General features: G+C 37.2%; 22 protein-coding genes. 4 read left to right on the forward strand and 18 right to left on the reverse strand.

Annotated features, from left to right (window positions below):
* Positions 1–21: 21 nt before the first annotated feature.
* The 8 genes from PFY09_RS11085 to PFY09_RS11120 all read right to left on the reverse strand — a co-directional run bounded on the left by PFY09_RS11085 (position 22) and on the right by PFY09_RS11120 (position 9,056).
* Positions 22–771 (reverse strand): isoprenyl transferase, encoded by a 750-nt coding sequence (locus PFY09_RS11085; protein ID WP_271162344.1) that lies wholly within the window; start codon positions 769–771, stop codon positions 22–24.
* A 1-nt stretch (position 772) separates the two neighbouring features.
* Positions 773–1,666 carry a type IX secretion system protein PorG gene (gene porG / locus PFY09_RS11090; RefSeq protein WP_076396639.1) on the reverse strand — a complete coding sequence of 298 codons (894 nt, stop codon included), beginning with the start codon at positions 1,664–1,666 and terminating at the stop codon, positions 773–775.
* A 213-nt stretch (positions 1,667–1,879) separates the two neighbouring features.
* Positions 1,880–4,375, reverse strand: a complete 2,496-nt coding sequence (locus PFY09_RS11095) for an exopolysaccharide transport family protein (protein ID WP_271159732.1) — start codon at positions 4,373–4,375, stop codon at positions 1,880–1,882.
* A gap of 4 nt (positions 4,376–4,379) precedes the next feature.
* Positions 4,380–5,249, reverse strand: a complete 870-nt coding sequence (locus PFY09_RS11100; RefSeq protein WP_271162345.1) for a polysaccharide biosynthesis/export family protein — start codon at positions 5,247–5,249, stop codon at positions 4,380–4,382.
* A gap of 33 nt (positions 5,250–5,282) precedes the next feature.
* Positions 5,283–6,410 (reverse strand): glycosyltransferase family 4 protein, encoded by a 1,128-nt coding sequence (locus PFY09_RS11105; RefSeq protein WP_076396635.1) that lies wholly within the window; start codon positions 6,408–6,410, stop codon positions 5,283–5,285.
* Between the two features lie 89 nt (positions 6,411–6,499).
* On the reverse strand, positions 6,500–7,501 hold the full coding sequence (locus PFY09_RS11110) for a glycosyltransferase family 2 protein (protein ID WP_271159733.1): 1,002 nt from the start codon (positions 7,499–7,501) through the stop codon (positions 6,500–6,502).
* A 3-nt stretch (positions 7,502–7,504) separates the two neighbouring features.
* Entirely contained in the window at positions 7,505–8,575 is a 1,071-nt protein-coding gene (locus PFY09_RS11115; protein WP_271159734.1) for a formimidoylglutamase, read from the reverse strand.
* Positions 8,576–8,606: 31 nt separating this feature from the next.
* Positions 8,607–9,056, reverse strand: a complete 450-nt coding sequence (locus PFY09_RS11120) for an ecotin family protein (protein WP_271159735.1) — start codon at positions 9,054–9,056, stop codon at positions 8,607–8,609.
* A 161-nt stretch (positions 9,057–9,217) separates the two neighbouring features.
* Here PFY09_RS11120 and PFY09_RS11125 point away from each other — a divergent pair, with 161 nt between their 5' ends.
* From PFY09_RS11125 to PFY09_RS11140, 4 genes are all read left to right on the forward strand, one after another.
* Positions 9,218–9,601, forward strand: coding sequence for a hypothetical protein (locus PFY09_RS11125; RefSeq protein WP_271159736.1), 384 nt, complete (start codon positions 9,218–9,220; stop codon positions 9,599–9,601).
* Between the two features lie 22 nt (positions 9,602–9,623).
* Entirely contained in the window at positions 9,624–10,310 is a 687-nt protein-coding gene (locus PFY09_RS11130; protein WP_271159737.1) for a hypothetical protein, read from the forward strand.
* Between the two features lie 72 nt (positions 10,311–10,382).
* The gene (locus PFY09_RS11135) at positions 10,383–10,835 is read left to right on the forward strand and encodes a DUF5063 domain-containing protein (RefSeq protein ID WP_271159738.1); all 453 of its coding nucleotides are present in this window, start codon (positions 10,383–10,385) and stop codon (positions 10,833–10,835) included.
* A 30-nt stretch (positions 10,836–10,865) separates the two neighbouring features.
* Positions 10,866–11,348 (forward strand): hypothetical protein, encoded by a 483-nt coding sequence (locus tag PFY09_RS11140; RefSeq protein WP_271159739.1) that lies wholly within the window; start codon positions 10,866–10,868, stop codon positions 11,346–11,348.
* A 74-nt stretch (positions 11,349–11,422) separates the two neighbouring features.
* Here PFY09_RS11140 and PFY09_RS11145 read toward each other — a convergent pair whose 3' ends face one another.
* The 10 genes from PFY09_RS11145 to PFY09_RS11190 form a co-directional block, all read right to left on the reverse strand.
* Positions 11,423–12,523 (reverse strand): alpha/beta hydrolase, encoded by a 1,101-nt coding sequence (locus PFY09_RS11145; protein WP_271159740.1) that lies wholly within the window; start codon positions 12,521–12,523, stop codon positions 11,423–11,425.
* A complete protein-coding gene (locus PFY09_RS11150; protein ID WP_271159741.1) occupies positions 12,513–12,890 on the reverse strand; it encodes a cyclophilin-like fold protein in 378 nt (125 codons plus the stop codon). The genes PFY09_RS11145 and PFY09_RS11150 overlap by 11 nt, the downstream gene beginning before the upstream one ends.
* A 140-nt stretch (positions 12,891–13,030) precedes the next feature.
* Positions 13,031–13,294: a muconolactone Delta-isomerase family protein gene (locus tag PFY09_RS11155; protein ID WP_271159742.1), complete on the reverse strand. Its 264-nt coding sequence runs from the start codon at positions 13,292–13,294 to the stop codon at positions 13,031–13,033.
* Between the two features lie 121 nt (positions 13,295–13,415).
* Positions 13,416–14,360 carry an aldo/keto reductase gene (locus PFY09_RS11160; protein ID WP_076396617.1) on the reverse strand — a complete coding sequence of 315 codons (945 nt, stop codon included), beginning with the start codon at positions 14,358–14,360 and terminating at the stop codon, positions 13,416–13,418.
* A 9-nt stretch (positions 14,361–14,369) separates the two neighbouring features.
* A complete protein-coding gene (locus PFY09_RS11165; RefSeq protein ID WP_271159743.1) occupies positions 14,370–15,068 on the reverse strand; it encodes a type 1 glutamine amidotransferase domain-containing protein in 699 nt (232 codons plus the stop codon).
* Positions 15,069–15,139: 71 nt separating this feature from the next.
* Positions 15,140–15,718: an NAD(P)H-dependent oxidoreductase gene (locus tag PFY09_RS11170; RefSeq protein ID WP_271159744.1), complete on the reverse strand. Its 579-nt coding sequence runs from the start codon at positions 15,716–15,718 to the stop codon at positions 15,140–15,142.
* 64 nt (positions 15,719–15,782) lie between these two features.
* Positions 15,783–16,376 carry a Crp/Fnr family transcriptional regulator gene (locus tag PFY09_RS11175; RefSeq protein ID WP_271159745.1) on the reverse strand — a complete coding sequence of 198 codons (594 nt, stop codon included), beginning with the start codon at positions 16,374–16,376 and terminating at the stop codon, positions 15,783–15,785.
* Between the two features lie 168 nt (positions 16,377–16,544).
* Positions 16,545–19,121 carry a type I DNA topoisomerase gene (topA, locus tag PFY09_RS11180; protein WP_271159746.1) on the reverse strand — a complete coding sequence of 859 codons (2,577 nt, stop codon included), beginning with the start codon at positions 19,119–19,121 and terminating at the stop codon, positions 16,545–16,547.
* 51 nt (positions 19,122–19,172) lie between these two features.
* A complete protein-coding gene (locus PFY09_RS11185) occupies positions 19,173–20,321 on the reverse strand; it encodes a hypothetical protein (protein ID WP_271159747.1) in 1,149 nt (382 codons plus the stop codon).
* A gap of 138 nt (positions 20,322–20,459) precedes the next feature.
* Complete coding sequence (locus PFY09_RS11190; RefSeq protein ID WP_271159748.1) at positions 20,460–23,930, reverse strand: T9SS type A sorting domain-containing protein; 3,471 nt, start codon at positions 23,928–23,930, stop codon at positions 20,460–20,462.
* Between the last annotated feature and the right edge of the window lie 4 nt (positions 23,931–23,934).

Raw genomic sequence — 23,934 nt, forward strand, 5'->3', positions numbered from 1 at the left:
TAGTCTTTCTTTTCTTAAATTTTACTGAATTTTTATCTGTTCTCCGGTCATTCCGAATCTTCTTTCTTTGTTTTGATAATCTACAATACACTGAAAGAAAATATCTTTTGAAAAATCCGGCCACAGAACGTTTAAAAACTGCAGCTCTGCATAGGCGATCTGCCAAAGGAGAAAATTACTGATTCTGATTTCCCCACTGGTTCTTATTAAAAGATCCATAAGCGGAAAATCTTTTGTGTACAGGTGACTTTCGAATAATTTTTCATCAATATCTTCAATATCTACCTTTCCTTCCTTTACGTCTTCGCTGATGCTTTTAACGGCATTTAGTATTTCATGCTGCGAACCATAACTGATTGCCAGTACCAAATTGCCTTTTGTGTTTTCTTTTGTAAGTTCCACCACGCGTAAAAGCTGATCTTTTACAAGTGAGGGAAGTTTTTCGAGATTTCCAATAACGTGCATTCTTAATCCTTTGCTGAAAATTTCTTCCGCTTCAAGCAATAAGGTCTCTACAAGTAAATTCATTAAAGTATTTACTTCCTCTGCGGGACGGTTCCAGTTTTCCGAAGAAAAGGTATAAAGAGTTAAATACGGTATGTGTATCTCATTACACGCATTTATGGCATTTCTTACCGCATCAATGGCATTCTTGTGACCGAAAGTTCTTTCTTCGCCACGAGATTTTGCCCATCTTCCGTTACCATCCATGATGATAGCCACATGCTGTGGTAAATTCTCAGGATCTATTTTATCTTTTATCAACGACATATTAATCACAATAACATGGAGGTCTTCCGAACGAATAAGTAAGTCCAAGACTCACGGTATTCATCCAGTCTTTAGACTTAAAGTCTCCAACGTTCCTTTCTCCTATAATCGCAGCTTCTCTTTCTTTAGACACTACATAATAAGCATCTGTCTGCAAAAGAGATCCGCCTGTAACGGGGCTCAGAATATCTCCGTTATATGTAGCAACTACATCCTTGCTCTGAATTCTGCTGTAATCCAGCTGATCCGTAAGCGTATATCTGAATGTAGCTTCTGCAAAAATCGCCCAGTTATAATTAAATTTATATTTTAAACCTACTCCAAAAGGAATTTGCATTGTAGTTTTGGTTCCTGTAGAATACACCGGAGTTGTTGTAAAATCCAGTTCATTAATAGGAGCCTGAGCCACACCATCCGCATCTCTTCTGAAATCATTAATCACCGTAGCTTTAGGAGCATCGAACATTAAAGCTCCTACCCCACCGAAAATATACGGACTCACCATACTTTTCTGCTCATTGTTTACCGGGAAGAAGTTGTATTCAAAGATCAAACTTGCTTCATATACATTATTTTTCCCGAATGAGTTTCTGTTCTTTCTATATTCTTCTTTCGCCACCTTGTCATTAAACTGGATCTGATTATATCCTAGATCCAATCTTACAGTCTGGTGAGGATTAAAATTAAATCTGTATAAAATTCCACCATAAAAAGGAACACCCCAATCTGACGCTTTACTTAAATCCAATGGCTTTTGTAAAATATAATTCGTTCTCCCTATATCCCCAACTAGGTTACTCATACCTAGACGAACTCCAAGTTCGTTTCTTTGTGCTTTAACACTTACCACAGTTCCTAGAGCGGCAAGGAAGCTAAACAATAATTTTCTATTCATAAAAGAATATGGATTTATGGTTATTTTAAAATTTAATTTTTGCAAATATAAAACTTTTTTATATTAATGATAATCTTAATGTTTAGTTAAAAATAAACAAAAAAACATAATTTGTTATAAAGTAAACGACAAACTAGCAAAATTATTCTTTTTTTAATAGAATCAAAATTATCATGATATAATAAACCCCCATTAAATGAGGGCTTAAATGTATTATTTTTTATTGAATATTGACTGTACTTTATTTCTAATTCTTATCAGCAATGGTTCTTTGTAATTTTTGTCTTCATCAAAATAGCCGTATCCATAGCCATAACCGTATCCATAGCCGTAACCATAACCATAGCCCTGCTTCGTATTATAGTCGTTATACACAAGACCTAAGTGCCCAATTTCTCCGCCATGATACTTTTCCGTGATCATTTTCAGCATATATTTCTCCGTATACTCGTGTCGAACTACATAAATATTGGCATCTGAGTGTTTCATCAGCTCGTAAGAATCTGCAACAAGACCTACCGGAGGAGAATCGATGATGATAAAATCATATATCTTTTTAAGGTCTTCAATGAACTTGATATTTTTATCACTCATTAATAACTCGGACGGATTCGGAGGAATAGGTCCCGAAGTCGCCACATCAAGGTTCGGAATTCTTGTTTTGTTGATAATCTGGCTCATTTCCACTTCTCCTGTAAGGTAATTTGAGATTCCAAATTTATTGTCAATCTTAAAGTCTCCGAAAATCTTCGGCTTTCTTAAGTCCATTCCCAAAAGGATTGTTTTCTTATCACTTAACCCGAGAACAGAAGCCAGATTGATAGAAACATAGGTTTTTCCTTCACCCCCAACGGAGGAAGTTACCAAAATTACTTTGCTGCCTCCACCTTCTCCGGATAAGAATCTTACATTGGCTCTAACCCCTCTGAATGCTTCCGAAACGGAAGATTTTGGCTGATCCAGAACGGTAAGCATATTCTCATGATTATTGTTTCCGATAACCCCAAGAAGCGGAATTTTAGTTGCATTAAGCAATTCTTTAATGTTTCTGATTTTGCTGTCCAGTATTTCTCCAAGGAGAATAAACAGTAACGGTAAAGCCAGAAGACCTCCGATAATCCCCGCTTTTGCTGCCTTCACATTAGGTCCGATCGGTGGCTGTCCTACATTTTTTGCAGGGTCAATCACACTGATGTCCGATTGGTTTGCCGCCATTCTCAGCTGCGTATCATTCTGCCTTGTCAGCAAGCTGTTGTAGGTAGCTTCAATCATGTTGTAGCCTCTCTCTGCATCTAAATATTTTCTCTGTTTTTCAGGATATGTTGCCAGTTCGGAATTTGCATCCCCAACTTTTTGGTTAATTTTATTAATTTCTGTGTAATACGCTGTATAATAATTTCTTAAAGCCCCATTTGAACTGACCTTTGCTTCATCAATCAGTCTGTTGATTTCTCTCATCGGTTCAGAATTTGGCTTGTAGATTAAAGCCATTTCTCTTCTTTTAAGATATAAAGCTTTTAGCTCTGCTACAGAAGCACTGAAAAGTCCATCCTGAAAACCTGCAGCATTGGTACTGATCATTTTTTCAAAATTCTGGCTTTCCAAGCTGTTTTTAATCTGATTCAGAGAGCTTATTTTGCTTTCAATATCAGCTTTCTTTGCTTCAAGATCTTTAATTTCTGTTAAAGATTTTTCATCCCGGTCTTTTATGTCGTACAACTTTTCAGTTGTTTTCATATAATTAAGAACATTGGCACTCGAGTCTAATTTTTTTCTGATATTATCCAGGTTTTCCTTTAAATACACACTGGTATTCTGATCTATCACAACTTTATCCGCCTGTCTTTTCTTCTGAAGCTGTTTTACGGACATATTAAGGAAGTTCACTGTACTGTTAAGATTATAACCGGTCTTGCTGATAATCATAATCGTATTAATCTCCTTATCAAATTCCACATTTATGGTAGAAACAATATCATTAACGGTCTGGTTAACAGTATTTAAATTAACAATAATATTGGTTAATTTAATTTTCGGTTTTACAGGATTTTTTAACAGCCTGAATCTCAGATTAGGAGAAGTATACCAATCTCCGACACGAATAATTTTATTGGCAGGTCTTTCAAACGGATTAATGGTTGTATAACTTTCAGATTCAAAGCTATACAGGTTGGGCGATTGCCCTTCTTCCGGCAATACCACTTCATAAGAATCTCCGCCTTTAGGAACCAATGTGATTGGATAATTTACCTGTTGCCCATGTTTTCTGTCGATCTGTAAAAATACAGGAGAATCGTCCTTATCCAGATAGGTTGATTTAATGACTCCTTTTGTAGAGTAATTTACAAACAAATCAAGCTCTTTAATCAGAAATTCATTGTGGGTTCTGGATAAAAGCATTTTTTTAAGGTAAACTCCGTCCTGATTTCCACCTTGTCCCCAAATGAAGTTAATAGACTGGCTTGGGGTAAAGTAGCTTGAAGTATTATTGGAAATACTTAAAGATAAATTGGATGCATAAATATTCTGAGCATAATATTTACTGTACATCCACGAAATTCCGTAGCCTACAAAAAACATTAATACAAACCAGTACCAGTTTCTCAGCACTCTGCGTAAAAAGTGTTCAATATCGAACAAAGCAAAACTTCCATGTTTCTCTTTCTGCGACTCTGCTTTTTCTACCTTTGTTTCTTTTCCTGGAATCATAATATTAAAGGTTTTTTAGAAGTAGATAGATCGACAATGCTGTTGTAATCACCGAAACTCCGGTTGTTAAAGTCTGGATAGGGTCTTTGCCCAATCCGTTGAGACTTTTTGCTCTTGTATTCAGATAGATTTCATCTCCGTTCTGCACGTAATAGTAAGGAGAATTCATAACGTCTTCACGGGTAAGATCGATGATCGCTTTTTTAATTCCTTCCGGTAATTTCCTGTGAATTACGATATTTTTACGATCTACTGTTCTGTTTAATCCACCACTGATTGCTAAAGCTTCCGTAATGGTAAGTGTATTTTTATGAACTACTTTTTCATAAGTAACTCCCGTTGTTTCCACATCTCCTAAAACATAAAATGTAATTCCGTTGGTGTTTAAACGTACTTCAGATTTACCCTCCTGAAAATTTTCATTAACTTTATCCTGAATTTCACTGCTGATTTCCGCAATGGTTCTTCCTTCGGCTTTTATAAATCCTATTCCGAAAACATTAATATCTCCGTTGGCATCTACTTTTAAACCGTTAAAATAAAAAACCACATTTCCTCCTGTATTTCCTCCACCGGAAGACATCATACCTCCACCAGTGGCAATACTGTTCGTAGAAGGGGCTGTAGCAGAGCCAGAAGTGTTCATGGAAGAATAAAACTGTGCCGCATCTCCTTTAGGAGTGGTCACAATATTAAGATTCAAAATATCGTTTTTTGTAATTCTGTAAACCGGAATATTATAAGGGATCAAACCTTCTTCATTAATGACAAGGCTTTCACTGGGCTGCATATATCGTACATCTTTTGTGGTAATACAAGATGTAGTGATTAAAAGAGGCAGAGCCAGAAGTAATAAATGCTTACAATTCTTCATCATATTTTTCAAGTTGTTTGCAAAAGTAAAGATTTAATTGATAGTCTTTTTATTATTCTTCAAAAGATAAATAAAATCCGGAATATAAGCTCCCAAAAAACCAAGGAAAAGTATAATCAATAATAAAAGATTTACATTTATATGTCTGAAATAATAAGCTATTGTAATAATAAAGAGATAATATACAACAATATAGAAGCTTGATCTTCTATGGGTAAGGTTAAGCTTTAAAAGCTTATGATGTATATGATTTTTATCCGCATCAAAAGGCGATTTCTTGTTAATTAACCTTACGATGATAACATTCAGGGTGTCTACAATGGGTAAAATTAATATGGCTACCGCCACTACAGGAGCAGACTGAAGATGATATCTCGGAACTCCGGGAAGTTTTTTGTCGATAAAAATATCGATAAAACAAATAGAAGTAAAGGCAAGAAGAAATCCTAAAAGCATAGAACCCGTATCGCCCATAAATATTTTATTGGTTCTGTAATTCGATAAATTATAATACAGAAATGCCAGAACGGCGCCGATGATAATGGCAGATAAAACAACCAGAGGATAATTATATTCTCCCAATCTGTAATAACTGATTCCGAAAAGGGCACTGCATATTACAGAATATCCTCCCGCGAGACCATCAATTCCGTCGATGAGATTAAATGCGTTGATCAGGATGATGAAAGTAACAATACTAAACATAACGCTTATAAAATAGCTCATCTCGTAGATCCCGAAAATCCCGAAAAGACTTCTGATCCTTATATCTGAACCGATTACTATAAACGCCGAAACCACAATCTGTGCGACCAGTTTTTTATAGGCTCTCATTACCACAATATCATCCATCACTCCGATGTACAGGAGAATAACGAGAGAAGCAAATAAAAATTTATAGAGATCGAAAAGTTCGTAAGCGAAAATAGAAGCACAGATTCCGATAGAATAAAAAATGGCAATCCCTCCAAGATTAGGAATTTTTCGGAGGTGGGAACTTCTTATCCCCGGTTCGTCCATTAAATTTTTCCTTCGGGAAATTTTAATGATGGTGGGAACGGAAAAATAAGTGATTAAAAAAGAGAACAAAAAACCAAAGCCTACTTTTACGTAAAAAATAGGAATCCCCGACTGGTTTAAGAACAATTCAAAATTCTTCATTTTTTTCTATTCAAGTACTTAAAAGGTTTGGCGACTAAAAACCTTTTGTCCGGCTTATGAGCAACGCAACACAGTACTTCCATTTGTGTTTACACTAATTTTCTTATCAGCTTTTTCTGCCCTGCAAAAAACAACAGATAAAATATCTTTTTTTTCAGTGGCAAAGATAGCAGATAATTTTTATCAAAACGACTATAATTCAATATATCTTTCAATTTCAGCCCTCTATCTTTGATAAATAACTCCAATTCTTCCGACATACTGTTAAAAATCTCCCTGTCTTTTACAAAAGCGAGGTAAGCGAGAAAAGAATAAACCCCTTCAAAAATCTGAAAATTTTTAAGTTCTTCCTTTCTGTCCGCATATTTGGATTCCGCAAACACCCTTTCCACATCCATTACGGCTTTCAGAATATCAAGCCCTTTTTCCGTGTGGGTTTTGGTAATAGAATCGGTACGTTCCAGATACTGATAATGGAAATTCTGGGTCTGTGAAATCGTATCACACTCCAGCAAAAGCTGCGGAATAAGCTGGATATCTTCGAAATGAACTCCTTTTTTAAATCTCTTTTCCCGGAAAAGTTCTTTTTTAAACAATTTATTGCACGCAAAATAGCTGAGATCGGAAAAAACAGAAAGGTTATTTTCGAGATCAATTTTTTCGGGCATATTGGGAATCTGGGTGAGCTTTTGTGTAATATTTCCGTTTTGATCAACCTTCTGGATGTTGCAGATCACCATTTTCGACTGGTGTTTCTCCGCAAGATAAGCCATTTCTTCAAACATGGAAGGCGCAACATAATCGTCACTGTCTACAAATCCAAGGTAATCTCCCGTTGCACGGTCGATCCCGAAATTCCGGGCATCACTCAGTCCGCCGTTTTCTTTAGTAAATGGCCTGATTTTTTCGGGATATTTCTGAGCATACTCCTGAATAATCTTTTCCGAATCGTCTTTGCTGCCGTCGTTGATGACCAGAATTTCGATATTCTGATGGGTTTGATTAACTAATGAATCCAGACATTTTGCCAGATAATTTTCAACGTTGTAGACGGGAACAATAATAGAAATTTTTGAGGGAACAATTTTCATACATTATATTTTCGTCAGTCGTGCATTCAGCCAGCCTTTTTTGGCATCATCAAAATCTTTTCGGGAGCAGGGAACGCAGTTTTCTATATTTTCATCCTCCCCGAAATACCAAAGATTACTGAAGGTATCGCGCTTGAAGGCATATTGCCGGTCGTCTACCAAAACATAGAACACTTCATAATGTCTTTCTTTCGGGTGTGACCGCTGAATATTGATTCCTTCGATGAGATACCAGATCATTTGTGCTAAAAGCTGATGATTAAGCTGGTTTTCGGAATAAATATTATAATTAAAAATTCCTACCGATTTTAAATTTTCACTTAAGCCGATTTCCTTCATATACGCACAGACTTCTCTCCGGTTCAGTCCGTTTACCTGCGGATTTATGGAAAAAGGTTCGCCGAAACTTTCAATGGCATCACAGTTTACCGTCACCAGATCCGCTTTTCTGAAGAAGGGTTCTGTTTTTTCGGTAGAATTCATCATTTCAGCAAGACGGATGATATCAAACTCAACTTCTTTGATTAATCTTACCGAATCTGCTTCATTCAGATGTTTCTGATAGCCTAAATGATGATAATTTTTTATGGAAAAAGTTTTCGCTCCGAAAATCTTGCTTAAAAAGGTATGCTCATTGATCATTTCGCCCTGTTTGAGCGAAATAATATTGCTGACCTGGGTATAATTGATGCTTTTGGTATGGAAGTTAAGCGCCGAAAAAAGCGAAAAGGCAAAATCATTGGAACCGCCCACAATTACCGGAATGGCTCTTTTGTAATGACAAGCCGACAATACTTCCTGCAGAATATAGTGAGAATCCTGAACAGATTTTCCTGAAACAAGGTCTCCAAGATCCACAATCGGAATTTCAAAATCCAGTTGCGACAGTTTGTAAAACTCGTTCCTGATTCCTGAAAAATCCTGAACTTCCGCATCACCGTTCGCGCCTCTGTAATCCGAAACGAAAAGAAGCACAATACTGTCTTCCCTTATTTCCTTCGTGATTCCTGCCCCGATTTGCCAGTTTTCTGTCCTGAAATTTCTTGGGGATATGATAAAATCTTCAAAATTCATAAATTACAATATGGTAATTTTTTATATTAAATTATTTTACTTCTATATATTTGGGTTCTGCTTTCCATATTCGATATTCAATATTCATTTTTTTAGGAATATAAAATACATAAGGAATTTCGGGTCTATATTCCTCAAGTAATGGATAATTATACACTTTCTTATCCATTTTTTCGCCGCAATTACCGTTCGTCATCACTACAGTTTCAAAATTCTGGTTCTTTACTTCATAATAAACATATCTGTTACCTGAAAGCAGATATTGTCTTTCTAACCTAACTGATGAACTAGAGGTATCACATTTTGTAGCTTTTGTCATAAAAGTTACAAAAACTTCCACCTTGTAATCTCCATAATTATCTTTTTTTGGCAATTTAAATTCAACTTTCTTAAAGCCTTCTTTAGCATCAGGATATTCCACTTTTTGCGAATAACAAAGAATAGTATAAAATAACAAGGTAAAAAAGCAGATTCTTTTCATCAAATATGTTTTCACAAACTTACAAAAATATTAGAACTCTTATTTATCTCATTTTAAATGCTAAACCACATCAAAAAAAACAAAATGGTCTATTCTTTCAAACTGATAAAAATTTTAATCTTAAATTTCAGATTCTAAATTAACCGTTAAAACCAAAATACATGAGCAATACGAAAAGAGACGAATTAAAAAAACTTTTAGCACCCATCAATAAAGAATTAAGAACACACGGCGGAAATGAAAATAAAATTAAACTCACCGGATTAAAAGAAGGACACATTGATTTTCTGTTAGAATTAATTAATGTTCATTTAGAAAAATACAAGGATTTTGCAAGAGCTGATCTTGAAGATTTCCATGCAGAGGATATCAAAGGACTGGTGAATTACAAAATGCCTGTTAACATTCATAAAATTGATCTCCCGGAGCGTTTCAGCGATCCTGTATCCTGGGAAATAGCAATTGGAAGGCTTAGATTTGGTTCCACACAAGTGATCTTAGAGATAAACAACTGGGAAATTACCGACAGCACACTGGTTGGCTGATTGATTTTGAAATCCGTTCCGCATGAATGAAATGTATAAAGACAAATTTGAAATATTGCAGCAGCGCATCCCGATCGGAGACAGACAGGGTTTTACCTTACTGGAAAAAACCGAAGGAGATACAGATGAAGCTGAAAAGTATTTTACAGAAGAACGCATCTCGATCATTGTGAATAAGACCGGAATACCATCTGAAATTACTCTTCATCATCTCCGGGAAAATAATTTTGATATTAAGCAGACCATTAAAATAATTGAAAATAAATATTTTACCGCAACAGAACTTATTCTAAAAAAAGACAATGATAAAGAGGAAGTTTTGGATAAAATCTTTTCAGCAATTGTAAAAAAATATGATTGGAAAAGCAGTTTTCTTAATGATCCCAACGAAATAAAAGACATTCCTCATGAATTATACAGCTTTATGACTGTAATGGAATGGCTCTATTTTGAAAACTGGGAAAATTATGAGAGTGCTTTATTTTATCATCTCGACATGGTAACGGAACAAATGAGAACCAAGCTGAATCTACCTCAACTTGCAGATTATCTGGAAAAAGCCAGATCCATTGCCAATTCTTTTTACGAGAAATACGAAACGTCTAAAGATCATAATAATTACACAAAAGCCACCAACGAGCTGCGCAACAATAAAGAATTTATAAAAACTGAAGAGAAATTTAACCACCTGAAACCGCTCCTTGAATAACGTCTTTATGAATTTGTAAAAAATAATATAGAGAAGTTTCCTTAGAGGATTCTAACAACAAACAGCATTAAAATGACAGAACTAATTTCGGCAATTGATGAAATTATCAAATACGGAATGGAATCCAATGTTAAAAATGAAAATAAAGAAAAATCGTTGGAACGCAATCTGGTAAAGATATATCTTCATTATTTTGAAATTGCAGATCCGTTTAACAGTAATGATTATCCAAAATTTGACAAATCCAAACTTCCGGATATAAGAAAAAATATAATACGCAATTTTAGCAGCTTTGGTTTCTACAAAACAGCGTGTAACATAAGAGCTATTGATAGCACAGAAGATCTTACCATTGAAGATGCTGTAGATGATTTAAACGATATTATTCTTGATCTTACTGAAACTAAATGGAGAATTGAAAACAACAGTCTGCCGGATGGTCTCTGGTTTTTCAAATTCATTTTTGAAAGCCATACACAGCAACACATTCTAAATCTGTTAAATTACATGAAGCAGAATTCGTAACATAAAAAAATTAAACTAAAAATTTAAAGCATGGGATTTCAGTCAATAGTACATGGCAGGATTGTCATTGAAAATAAGCATGAAGAAGCACGAGAAATCATAATAAACTTAGGAAACGAAGACTGGATGTTCAGGACTGAAATGTTTGGTTTGGGAATTTCCGAGTATTCATACTATGAAGATCCTGTTATAACATTTGGAGCGACTTATAAACAAATTGAGTATCATTGGAAAGAATTTATCATAACCTTTGAAAGCATCTTAAAACAACTGCATTTTGATACTGCAAAAATTCAGCTGGAAACGGAGATTCTTGGCACTTATAACTTCTTTTGGAAATCAAAAAGAAACAGTACGGTTAAAGAAAATTTTGATGAAAAAGATAAAATGATTGAGACTGAATTATGGTTTTTCGGATTTGGGAACCGGGATCGATGGGGACTTCTGGAAAGTGAACTATTGCCCTCCGAAATCTTTAAAATAGATCATTTTAAATATCCGGTGGAAGACTAAAAGTAATTTTTAATTTTGAAAAAAGCACAGACCCAAATCTGTGCTTCTTTATTATTTTTCGGTAGACTTTAATTCTATTTTAAATTCATCTTGAAAAAAGCCTCAATTTTATCAAATGGAATTTTATCCATCTTATCATACAAATCAACATGATTAGCATTGGGAACAATATACAATTCCTTTGGTTCGGAAGCTGATGTATAGACATCTTCAGAATAGTAACGGGAATGTGCTTTTTCTCCTGCAATCAACAAAATCGGACGCGGTGAAATCATTTTTATATTGGCTGCCATAGGAAAATTGAAGAAGGCAACCGGCGTTGTAGCCGTCCATGCTGTTGTAGAATTAACAGATCTCGGATGAAATCCTCTCGGCGTTTTATAATAATCGTAAAATGCCGCTAAAACAGGATTAGAATCGGGAGGAAGCTGATCCGGCAATCCGCTTTTTATAATGATTAAGTTTCCTTTATCATCAAACGGAATTTCATGCAAAGCCACATCATATTTACCGTTTTTCGCGTCTGTCCAGCGTTGCTCACTCAGATAATCGATAATTTTGTGACGCTGTTCATCTGTATAAGAATCGGCATATCCCTTTGAAATGCTTCGGGACATATCGTACATGGAAGCCGTTGCTACAGCTTTTATCCGGCTGTCGCTTGTCGCAGCAGTTAACGCCATTCCGCTTAATCCGCAGATTGCCATAACCCCAATTTTTTCACGGTCTACATTCGGCAATAATCCTAAATAATCTACTCCCGCCGAAAAATCTTCAGTAAAAATATCGGGGGAAGCGACATTGCGGACTTCACCACCGCTTTCTCCTGTGAAAGAATTATCAAAAGCTAAGGTGATAAAACCACGGGAAGCCAGCTCGTTCGCATATAATCCTGATGACTGTTCTTTCACGGCTCCGAAAGGTCCGCTTACCACCAATGCAGGAAGCGCTTTGCTGTCTGTATTTTTTGGAATATACAGATCTCCCACAAGGGTAATTCCGTAACGGTTTTTGAAGCTTACTTTTTTGCGTAATACATTTTCGTGCAACCGGAAAGTATATTGGTCTGCCTGTTCCATTGTGTTTAATTTTTTAGTTTTTGACTGCTGAGCCTGGCTGAAGGAAATTCCTAAAGCGAATAAGGTCATGATAAATATTTTGACTCTATTTTTCATTATAAACGGTTTCATATGGTGAGTCTGATTCAAATTTTACGAGTACATTGTCTGAGCCTAAAGCATCCGCCAAATCATCTGCATGATCTACATTTCCAATTTTGGTATAGGCGTAAGAAGTGGAGAACGTTTTATAAAACAACACTACAACATTGCTTCCATAAAGCATGAGATCTCCATTCTGAATGTTCCCGGGATCGGATGCTTTAACAGGCAAGGATTCAGCCAATTCCGCATACTTTTCATTGCTGTTAAGCTCCTTCATATCAAGCGTAAGAGGCAATAATTCCTTAAAGGCTTTAGCAGTGGCGTTATCCTGTAGATTAACCTTAAATACTTTGCTGTTTATTGTGATCTTAAGATTCATTTTTTCTGTATTTGATTTTTGATCTTTGTGCTTATCCTATTTTAAATGAATAGTTTGCCTGCAGAAACGTTCAGAACAAAAAACTCGTTTTAGTAAAAATAGAAAGTCAGCAATACTACTGGCTTTCTATTGCGTAAGGCTTAAAAAGATTGTTCTGTTTCTGTATAGATAATTTCCTGAAAGTGAGGAAACATCGGGAAAGACTCCATTACTTTTTGGGCTTCTTCTGCATTTACATTTGCTAAAACCAATACGGCTCCCATATGATCATCCTTTATAAACAGATGTTTTAAAGTTCCCTGTTCTACCAGTTCTGTTGCTCTTGCCATTTCTTTAGGCATTAATTCGTCCAGATTTGGAATTTTAGCTAAATCGTTAATTACGTTTGCGATTACTGTTTTCATTTTTTTATCATTTTAAATTGTTATCAACTGTTTTAATACTGCAAATTTAGGCTGCGTATCGGCTTCTTACCCTTAATCTATCTTAAGAAATACGTTTATATTTTACAGGGTAAGCAAAAAACTACACCATAGATTCTTCCCACGAACCTTTGGTATCTACACCTGCTTTTGCGGCGAGTGTTTCGAGGGTATCCATTTCATCCTGAGACAATTCTATAACGGACGCCTTTACCATTTCCTCTACCTGATCGATTTTAGTAACTCCGATAATCGGCAAAGTTCTTTTTGCGATCGCCCACGCGACAGCAATTTGTGCAACTGAAGCATTTTTACGCTCTCCGATGGTACGCATTGCATTCGTCAATTCTTCCAACTGAGGAAGTATCTTATTGTATGTATTGCCTCTTCCGCTTCCTTCAGGCAAAGGATTCTGCGTATTGTATTTTCCAGACAAAGCTCCCTGTTCAAGAACCATGTACGCGAAAAACGTGATATCGTTGCGGTTGCAGTAATCTAAAATTCCGGCATCTTCCGAAGAACGGTACAATAAACTGTAATGATTCTGAACGGCAGAAATTTTAAAGCCTTCTTTTGCCAGAATATCATTCGCCTGTTGTATTTGCTCCAGATTATGATTGGAAACTCCCACATTCTTCACCTTTCCGCTTTTCAGCAAAGGAATAAGACCGGAAACCCATTTGGGCGCTCCTACGGGATTGTGAATCCAATAAAAATCGACATACTCTGTCCCTAAGTTTTCAAAGCTCTGATGAAGCATTTCTTCCACAGGATTCGCCGATTCTTTTGCAAACTGAGGGGTAAACTTGGTAGATATAAACAGATCTTCACGCGGATAATCCTTTATAAATTCGCCCACCACTTTTTCGGAAGATCCCATCCCGTAAACCAGTGCAGTGTCCCACAAGTTCAGTCCGGATTTCACGGCGGCATCAAATACCGGTTTTAACTCACCGGTGGTTAAGTGGTTTCCGAAAACCTGATCACTTCCGGCAAAACCTGCTCCCCAAGACCATGTTCCCAATGCTATTTTTGGTAAATTTTTCATTGTTGAATTTTATTTGTTGCTATTCGTAAGCTGTTTTGCCAGCTCTTCTCCTACCCCTCCCGCGGAAGCCGGATTTTGTCCTGTAATAAGACGTCCATCTGCAATTACGTTTTTTGCCCAGTTGGATGCCGCGTGATGCAATGCTCCATGATCTGCCAAAGCGGTTTCCAGAAGAAAAGGAACAATATCCGTAGCCTGAACTTCCGCTTCTTCGTCATTGGTAAAAGCAGCTAATTTTTTACCGTCTACCAGATAAGTATTGTCGCTTAATGTAACATTCACTAATGCTGCAGGACCGTGGCAAACCGCAGAAACAACGCCTCCGTTTTCATAAATTTCTTTCGTAACTCTCTGTATGCCTTCGCTGTCTGCAAAATCCCACATGGTACCATGACCGCCTGCAAAAAATATTGCGGAATATCTGGAAGCATCTGCATCATCGATCTTAATGGTATTCTTTAATTTCTGCTGAAATTTTTCATCGTTAAAATAATGCTCATTTACAGCATCAGACATATCCAGGCTGTCTTTATCAATGGGAGGTTCTCCCCCTTTTACAGAAGCCAGCTCATACTGTAAACCCGTTTTTTCAAGCTGGTCTAAAACGTGCGTTAATTCGCTTAACCAAAATCCTGTCGGAATACCTGTGGATCCTTTTACATCGTTGCTTGTAACAACGCAAAGAACGGGTTTTAATAATGTATTCATCTTTTTGTTTTGTTTGAATTTATTTTTCAGTTTGTTATATCAATGTAATTTCTATGAATGAAATCTGTTTTTTAGTCTTTCTTAATCAGTAACCCCTCACTCACTACGGTAGCTAATCTGTTGGCATGGTCTTTTGCTTTCGCTTTTACCATTTCTAAAGTTTCGATCGGGTAAACACCGGGGATATACTGCATTCCCGTAGAATAAACAGGCTCCTGAATTTCCATCTGGCAAAGTTTGGCAGTCTGAATAAGCGGAGGCAGAAAATCATCAACCGGATAATTCATCGCTTTGCCATAATCATACAGATCTTCGGAAGCACCTGTCGTAAATGAAAGGATCAGTTTTTTGCCTTTCAGCTGATCTCCGCCTGCACCATGTGCAAAACCAAAAGTATATACATCATCAATATACTTTTTCATCAGAGCCGGAAAAGAATACCAGTGAAGCGGAAACTGCCAGATAATGAGATCCGCATTAACCAGTTTTTCCTGCTCGGATTTTACATCGATATGAAAATCGGGATAAAGAAGATCTAACCGACTGATTTCCGCATCCGAAAAGAGTTTTAAAATATTTTCTAAAACGGCTTTATTCGCATGAGATGTTTCTAAGTTGGGGTGTCCTGAGACAATTACTATATTCTGCATTTTCATTTATTTAATTGATAATGCAAATGTAGAACGGCACGGTGCCTCTTACCCTTAATGTATCTTAAGAAATAAAATGTCTGGGTTTGGTAATATCTTTGCGTATTTTACTTAAATGCTCCGGAGTAATGCCCAAATAAGCCGCAATCTGGGTTTGCGGAAGCCTGTTGGCAAACTGGGCATACGTTTTCAGGAAAGCCAGATATCTTTCTTCACCGGTAGAACTCATGTATTGCAGAAGCCTTCTTTGAATGGTCGTTAAATGTTTTTCCAGCAGCTCACGAATAATATAATTGAATATCGGAGCTTTTTCATATAACAACTTTAAGTTTTCCGGAGTAATGTACAGAACTTCGGAAGCTTCCAGTGTATCAATACTGAGGTTTGAAGCAGTGCGCTCTCTGAAGCTCAATGCATCAACAATAATCCAGTTCTCAGCAGCGAACTGAAGAATATGAGTGGTTCCTTTTTCATCCACCATATACATCCGCATACAGCCTTTTAAAATAAAACAGAACTTGCTGCATATTTCTCCTTCACGCAGCAGCAATTCTTTTCTTTTATAGCTTTTATGGACAAACAGGTCTTTAAGAAGATCTTTTTCGGTTTCATTTAAAGCGGCAACGCGTTCAAAATAATTTATAATCTGCTGATACATACTTTGTGTTTTTTTATGTACTTGTTTTATCAAATTTATGAAATCATTTGATAAATAAACCTGCATCCGATTAAAAGAGAAAGAATTCTGGTTTTAATTTAAAAATGAATTCATATGAAAGCAAAAAGCACAGACCCAAATCTGTGCTTTTCTATTTTTTACAATCATCTACTTTTTTGCGGCAGGCTTTTTCGTTGTAGTTGCCTTTTTTGTAGTGGTGGTCTTTTTAGCGGTTGTAGCTTTCTTTGCCGCAGGTTTCTTTTTCTCTGCAAAAGCTTTCGGATCCTGATCGGTAATCCATTTTTTAACCTCATCAAGAGAAATTTCTTTTAACTCCTCTCCTTCATATTTGGTATCATCCGCTTTTTTCGGAATCTTGAACATCGCTTTTCCAAATTTAATGAAAGGTCCCCATCTTCCGTTTTCAATGGAGATCTTTTCTTTTTCCCATTGCTGGATGTATCGGTTCGCTTCTTTTTCGAGTTTGGCATCAATTAATTCATTGATGTCGCTTTGAGAAAGGTTTTCAAAATCGTATCGCTTCGGAACGTTCACAAAAATATCTTTGTACTTGATGAATGGTCCGAATCTTCCGCTTCCTTTCGTTACCGGTTCACCTTTGTAAGTGGCAATCGGCGCATCTGCGATTTTCTTTTCGTTGATGATCTCTTCTGCACGTTTCTGATCTACAGAAAGCGGATCTTCTCCTTTAGGAATGCTGATGAACGTCTCGCCCCACTTCACATAAGGTCCGAATCTTCCTACTCCCACAGAAACGGGCTGTCCGTCTACTTCACTTAAATCAAATGGAAGCTTGAACAGTTCCAGTGCTTCTTCAAAAGTAATGGTTGCGATATTCTGTCCTGCCATTAACGAAGCGAAAACCGGCTTTTCTTCATCGTCTGTTTCCCCGATCTGGATCATTGCCCCGAATCTTCCGATTCTTGCGTGAACATTTTTCCCTGTTTTCGGATCTACTCCCAGAAGTCGGTCTCCGGTTGCACGGTCTGCATTTTCTTCCACATCTTCAATTCTCGGATGGAATTTCGAGTAGAAATCCGTCATCATCTCTTTCCATTTCTGGTCACCGTTTGCAATTTCGTCGAAACTTTCTTCTACTCTTGCCGTAAAGCCGTAATCTAAGATTTCTTTAAAGTTATCCGTCAAGAAATTACTTACCACTTCACCTGTATCGGTTGGAACGAATTTATTTTTATCTCCTCCGAATTTTTCGTCGAGGACTTCTTTTTTAATGGTATCATTTGCCAAAGAAATTTTCACCACCTCTCTTGTTTGCGGTTCAATCTCTCTTTTATCCACATATTCACGGTTCTGGATGGTCTGAATGGTCGGTGCATACGTCGATGGACGACCGATTCCCAATTCTTCCAGTTTTTTTACCAGACCTGCTTCGGTATATCTTGCGCTCGGTCTTGTGGATTTTTCGGTTGCGGTTATTTTTTTATAGTCTAAAATTTCTCCTACGGTTACTTTCGGAAGCAATTTTTCGTTGTTTTCTTCGTCATCCTCCTCTGCTTTTACAATTCCGTAAGCCTTCAGGAAACCGTCGAAAATAATGACTTCACCCTGTGCTTCGAAATGCTGCGGAAGTTTTGCGTTCCCGATTTCAATTACCGTTTTCTCAATTTTAGCATTTGCCATCTGAGAAGCAAGTGTTCTCCTGTAGATTAACTGGTATAATCTGTTCAACTGGGCATCTCCCACTGTTTTCACAGCGAAATCTGTAGGACGGATCGCCTCGTGAGCTTCCTGTGCAGAAGCCGATTTTGTGGTATAATTTCTCGGTGCAGAATATTCCGCTCCGTATTCTGAGATAATTTGTTTTTTTGCGCCTTCAATCGCTTCCTGAGAAAGGTTTACCGAGTCGGTTCTCATATAGGTAATGTATCCTTCTTCGTATAGTCTCTGTGCAAGACGCATGGTGTTGGTTACATTATATCCTAATCTTGAAGAAGCTTCCTGCTGTAATGTAGAAGTGGTAAAAGGTGCAGAAGCAGAACGTGTTCCGGGTTTTGTTTCAACATTTAAAACTTTAAACTCGGTGGTTTTTGCCTGTTCAAGGAATTTTTCAGCCTCTTCTTCTTTATCAAAATCTTTTTTCAGCTTCGCAGAAATTTCCTGCTTTGTTTTATTTAAAAAGATTCCGTCCAGTTTGAAACTTGCTTTCGGCACAAACTCACGGATTTCTTTTTCTCTTTCTACAATTAATCTTACGGCAACGGACTGTACTCTTCCCGCAGATAATCCCGGTTTTACTTTTTTCCAGAGAACCGGAGACATTTCAAAACCTACGATCCTGTCGAGAACTCTTCTTGCCTGTTGAGCGTTTACGAGATTCTGATCAATATCTCTGGGATTTTCAATAGATTTCAGAATAGCATTTTTAGTAATCTCATGGAAAACAATTCTTTTTCTGTTTTCGGGCTTCAGTTTCAGTTCTTCTGCCAAATGCCATGCGATTGCTTCTCCTTCACGGTCTTCATCGGAAGCCAGCCAAACCATTTCGGCTTTTTTCACGGCAGCTTTAAGTTCGGTTACCAATTTCTTTTTGTCGGCAGAAACTTCGTAATCCGGACTGAAGGTCGACAGATCAATCCCCATTCCTTTTTTAGGCAAATCCCGGATGTGTCCGAAGCTTGATTTTACCTCGAAATCCTTACCTAAATACTTTTGAATAGTTTTTGCTTTTGCCGGTGACTCAACGATTACTAAATTTTTCGACATTCCAGAAATTTTTGCAAAAGTAAAGTTTTTTTATTAGATAGTTTTTTTGAATTACATTTTATTTAATAATTCAAGCGGCGCAACGAAGACTCTGTAGATAATTCCTTCGAAAGTAAAGCCCTTTCCGGACATCTCTACTCTATATAATAATGAGAAAATAATAATGAAAAGCGTGATGTAAAATTTACGGCTGATCACAATGGGTTCGAATGCGTAAATGCTGCGTTCTTTCCTTAACAGCAAAGCGAAAAGGACAATGATCAACATCATGTGAATATACATCCATCTTCCCCAATCGATGGCGAGATAAAACAGGGGAAATGAAAACAAAAAGGCTCCGATTAATAATATAGATAAAATCTTTCGGTTGTTTAGAAATTTTAAATAATAACCGATATGAAAAATACTTATCGCTAAACTTAAAAAATAGAGAATATATTCACTGCTGTGCTGTCTGATGTAATCTCTTTCATTAATGTTCCAGTAAAAAATTCCGTAGGTGGGATGAACTCCTCTTTCACAAAGAATCTGAAGAGATCTTCCTTCGTTTACATTTTTACCAAAAGCCAGGATTAAAAGTGTGGGAATTCCAACGGAGAGAAAATATTTGAGATATCTTTTAAATTCAAATTTTCCTGTTTTCAGATATAAAGCGATCGCAAAGTACGGGACGTAAAACAAAACAACTTCGTGCAGAAAGGTCGTTACGAAAAGTGCAATACAGAAAAAATATTCTTTGTTCTTCGATAGTTTGCCGTTGTCTAGCAAATAGGCAAACCATGTAAATAAAAGAAAAACGATAAATTCTTTTTTTCCGACATAGGTTACCGTATTTAAAAGTCCCACAAAACCAATGGAAGACAGTAAAAGTGAAAAATAAAGCAAATCGGTGGCTTTATACCGGATGAGTTTGGTATACAGCCAGAAAAATCCGGAAATAATTAAAAACTGTACGAAATAGACCAGATAATTTAACCGCAATCCAGTAAGATCCTGCAAAAGAAAGAAAAAGCTTCCGGACAATCCTCTTCTTTTAAAACCTCCATCCTGATAATTGATGAGCCAGTCTCCAAGAATATATCCGTCGTCCTTAAGATTGTAATAGTAGGTGAATACAAGCGTATAAACAGCCGTAACGGCAATTAAAAAATAGATACCAATTTTAATATTGAAATTCGATACGACTTTTTCTAGCCTCATAATGTGTTTTGAAAAATTTGGAACAAAAAAAAGAGAAACAAAACAGCTTTCAGTTTGTTTTCATTATTTAAGACTCAAAAATAATGATTTTAACTTAATTACGGTTTTATTTCTCTTAAGGTTGCTATTTTATATCAATTATTCCTTAATGATTTTTACAATTTCTTTTGAATTGTTGATTCTCAGCAAATAGGTTCCGGTAATCAATGACGAGAGATTGGTTTTCCCGTTTTCAAATTTTCCGGATTTTACCAGTTGTCCGGACATATTGTAAATCTGATAATAATATCCTTCTCGGTTATCCGGTGTTTTGATGTACAGTTCCTCTTTTACAGGATTCGGAAAGAGTGAAATTTTATCTTCCTTGATTGCCTGAACATCATTCTTACTTAAAAGAGCAGAAGGCTTTGAAGCCGGTAAAGAAGTGATCTGAAGCTTAGGAATTACCCCTTCTTCATTTCCTTCGGCATCATACTTAATTTTTACACAACGGCAGCTCATCCCGAAATACGGATCGTTGTTATCATGAAAAGCAATCATCCGGTTGGCGGTAGAAGCGGCATCAAATAAAATATTAACCGGTCTTCCGATATAATTTGAATTCAGAGCAGCAGTCCACACTCCGGGATACTGATAATTGATGAAATTATAAGTTCCTGCTGCCGTTTGGTTTGCCGTTACACTTCTGAAACCACGCGATCCGGAATTAGGATAATTCCCGGTTTTGTAAGACGAATCGTTAAACATATATCCGATGGTATAACTCGCGGAAGCACTTCTTCGTACTCTCTGTCCCAGATAATCTGTAATGATGCTGTATGAAGTGGCTGCATTCTTATCTTTTTTATACCAAGGCGTAAACCCGAAATCCTGCCCTGTTGATATCATGACTCCGGTAAGATCAGGAATTCTCCATCCTTCCGGACAAGGATCAAACGGTGATTTTTTGCCTCCTCTTCCCCATCGTTCAGGTGCAAGATTCGGCTCATTGGCAAGCCAGTCGGTTCCGTTGGTGTACAAAGGATTTGATGAATTATACGGCGCAAACGCACTCGGAATCATATAAACCAATGGGTTTTTAACAGAATACGACAATACTTTTGATACTTTATCTGAAATTTTATCCGCAGCCGAAACATTAGCATTTGCCGGATTGGTGTAGGTGTTGTAAGGTACAATGTAATTTCCGGCGAGATCGTTGTAGGAAGCCGCTGAAAGTGTTGTGTAGGTTAAAACTCCGTTTGAGGTATTTCCAAGATAAACAGGATGAGACGTTCTGTCGTCTGCATACTGGAAGATCGGCAACGGATCTTTTCTTCCCCACTGATAATGCAGTCCTGTGGAAGCTTTAATTTTTGCCAGTTCTGCTGCAGTTGGCGTTAACGGATTCGCTACAACAGGAAAGGCATCGGTCGCGCCAAGATTTCTGTCCATGAATTCCGTCTGAAATACGTTATCTGCTTTCGGAACATAATTTACGTAGTTCGTCACTGAAGTTACAGGCAGTTCGGTTGTATAATTATAAGAACCTACCGCCGTGTCTGTTACCCAAATGTGCCATGACCAGTATACCGGATTTGTGATGCTTCCGTTATGTAAAGTAACGACCGCATTTCCGCTTTGGTTAGGATTAATGGTAACTGCAATTTTGGAGGAAGAAATTGCTCCCAGAGAAACAGGTGAAGGATTAACAACGGAGACACTGTTCACCAAACCTGTGTTGGTGGTCCAAAGAATATTGGCTTTAAGGTTATTAAAATTAACTGAATTTAAAATCTCTTTATTGTTCAGAAGCTGACTTTGTACAGAAAATGCCTTGCTTACAGGAATCTCCACGGTAAAAGCTGAAGTATTTTTTACGACCTGATACGTATTCGGATTGTTGATTCCTTCCCGATATTCAGTTTCAGGAACGATATATTCTGTAGGGAAATCATATTCGTTTACGACATATAAAGGATCTTTTATACATCTGCAACCTGCGGCATCCGTTGTAGAATTTCCGGCAAGCGGAAAATACCAGTATCTCCCCTTCACATCAGGATAACCGGAATCCGGAATATCCGGCTGCATTTTATCCGGAATTAAAAATAACGTTCTCGCTCCAACAGACGGCGTTGTATCAAAATGTCTTGCCATAGTTGCCGTCCATAAGGTGGTCTGATGCTGATCTGTAAACTGTCCTTGGTGCGCATTCAGAACAATAGCTCCTGTACCGGGAAAAATTCCCATATTTAAACCTCCTGCATTCGAAAGATCAAAACCGAAATTAGGATACAGCTTAAAATTGGTCATAAAACTTGGCGTTCCCGAATCCGTAGGCTTTATTTTATGGTAATTATTACTTTCAAAAACATTTTTAGGCATATTCGTTCTTACGCCAAACGGAGAAAAATCCACCCGAATATCATCAACATAAGTAGGAGAAGCCAGATTGGCAACTAATGCTGATGGTACTCGCCATCCATTCGGACAAGGATCATAGGAAGATTTGTTTCGGTAAGGCTGTGCTGCTGCTTCTGCATTATATCCTGAAGTAACTTTTCCCTGAGAGTTATCCGACCAGAGATTGAGCTCCGGGAGCTGACTGTCATTCAACCCCGGCATTTTACCAAACCAGTTAACCATCAGATTCGCATTGTTGTTATAGTATGCAATCCCTGTGTTATCGTCTTTATTTACATAGATTAAACTTAAAGGATTTTTTACCGAAAGCTTCAGATTATTGGAGACCGTAGCATTAGACAGCAGGACAAATTTTCTTAAATTATCAAAATTTGCTGCTCCGGAGAAGTTTTTTGCGCCGCGGTGTCTTATCCTTCCTATTGATCCTGAAACTTCATAGAAATCATTCCCCCTGTAAACCAATGGCGGAATGGGATCTTTTCTTCCCCACTGATACAGCAGTCCTCCGTTTCTGTTCCAGTCGTTTGCCGTTATAGAACTGCTTACTGCACCGAGATTTCTATCCATCCAGCCCCATTCTTCATCGGGAATGGTTTCGATGGTTCCGTCTGCTTTTTGTCTTTTCACATTGGGATAACTTTTGTAGGCAGATCCGTTCGAAGGATCATCTGTAACCCAAACGTGCCACGACCAGTAGATTTCTCCGTCTACCCTGAAAGCAATTACCGCATTTCCTTTTTTAGATTTATTTACCGGAACTTTAATTTTGGCATTTTCACCGGAATCTATTATTTCGAGCCTGTAGGCAGGATCTGATTTTATTAACCCATGAACATCTTCCCAAAGAACATCGGCTGTTATCTTACCGGAAGGAATTGGTTTTCCGCCCAGTAATTTATCCTCTCCCCACATTGCATAGGCTTTTTTTACCGGGATATAAATACCGTTGCTGTTTTGGCTGGGATCAAAAATATAACTGTTGGGCGCTTTCTTCCAGTCCGGAACAAATAGCTTTCCGTTATTGTTAATAAGAAGATCATCTTTATGCAAAGATTTCACTAATGAATCTGAATATGTGGAATATGCTTTTTCTGATATTGTCCAATCATCAGATTTATTTATCTTAAAGCTTTGTCTGGCATCGATTTCATGCGCAAGCAGGCAACCTAAAAGTGCCGCGAGATTTGTAAATGATTTTTTCATATCC

This window comes from Chryseobacterium gambrini, assembly GCF_027920505.1.
Classification (GTDB): Bacteria; Bacteroidota; Bacteroidia; order Flavobacteriales; family Weeksellaceae; genus Chryseobacterium; species Chryseobacterium gambrini.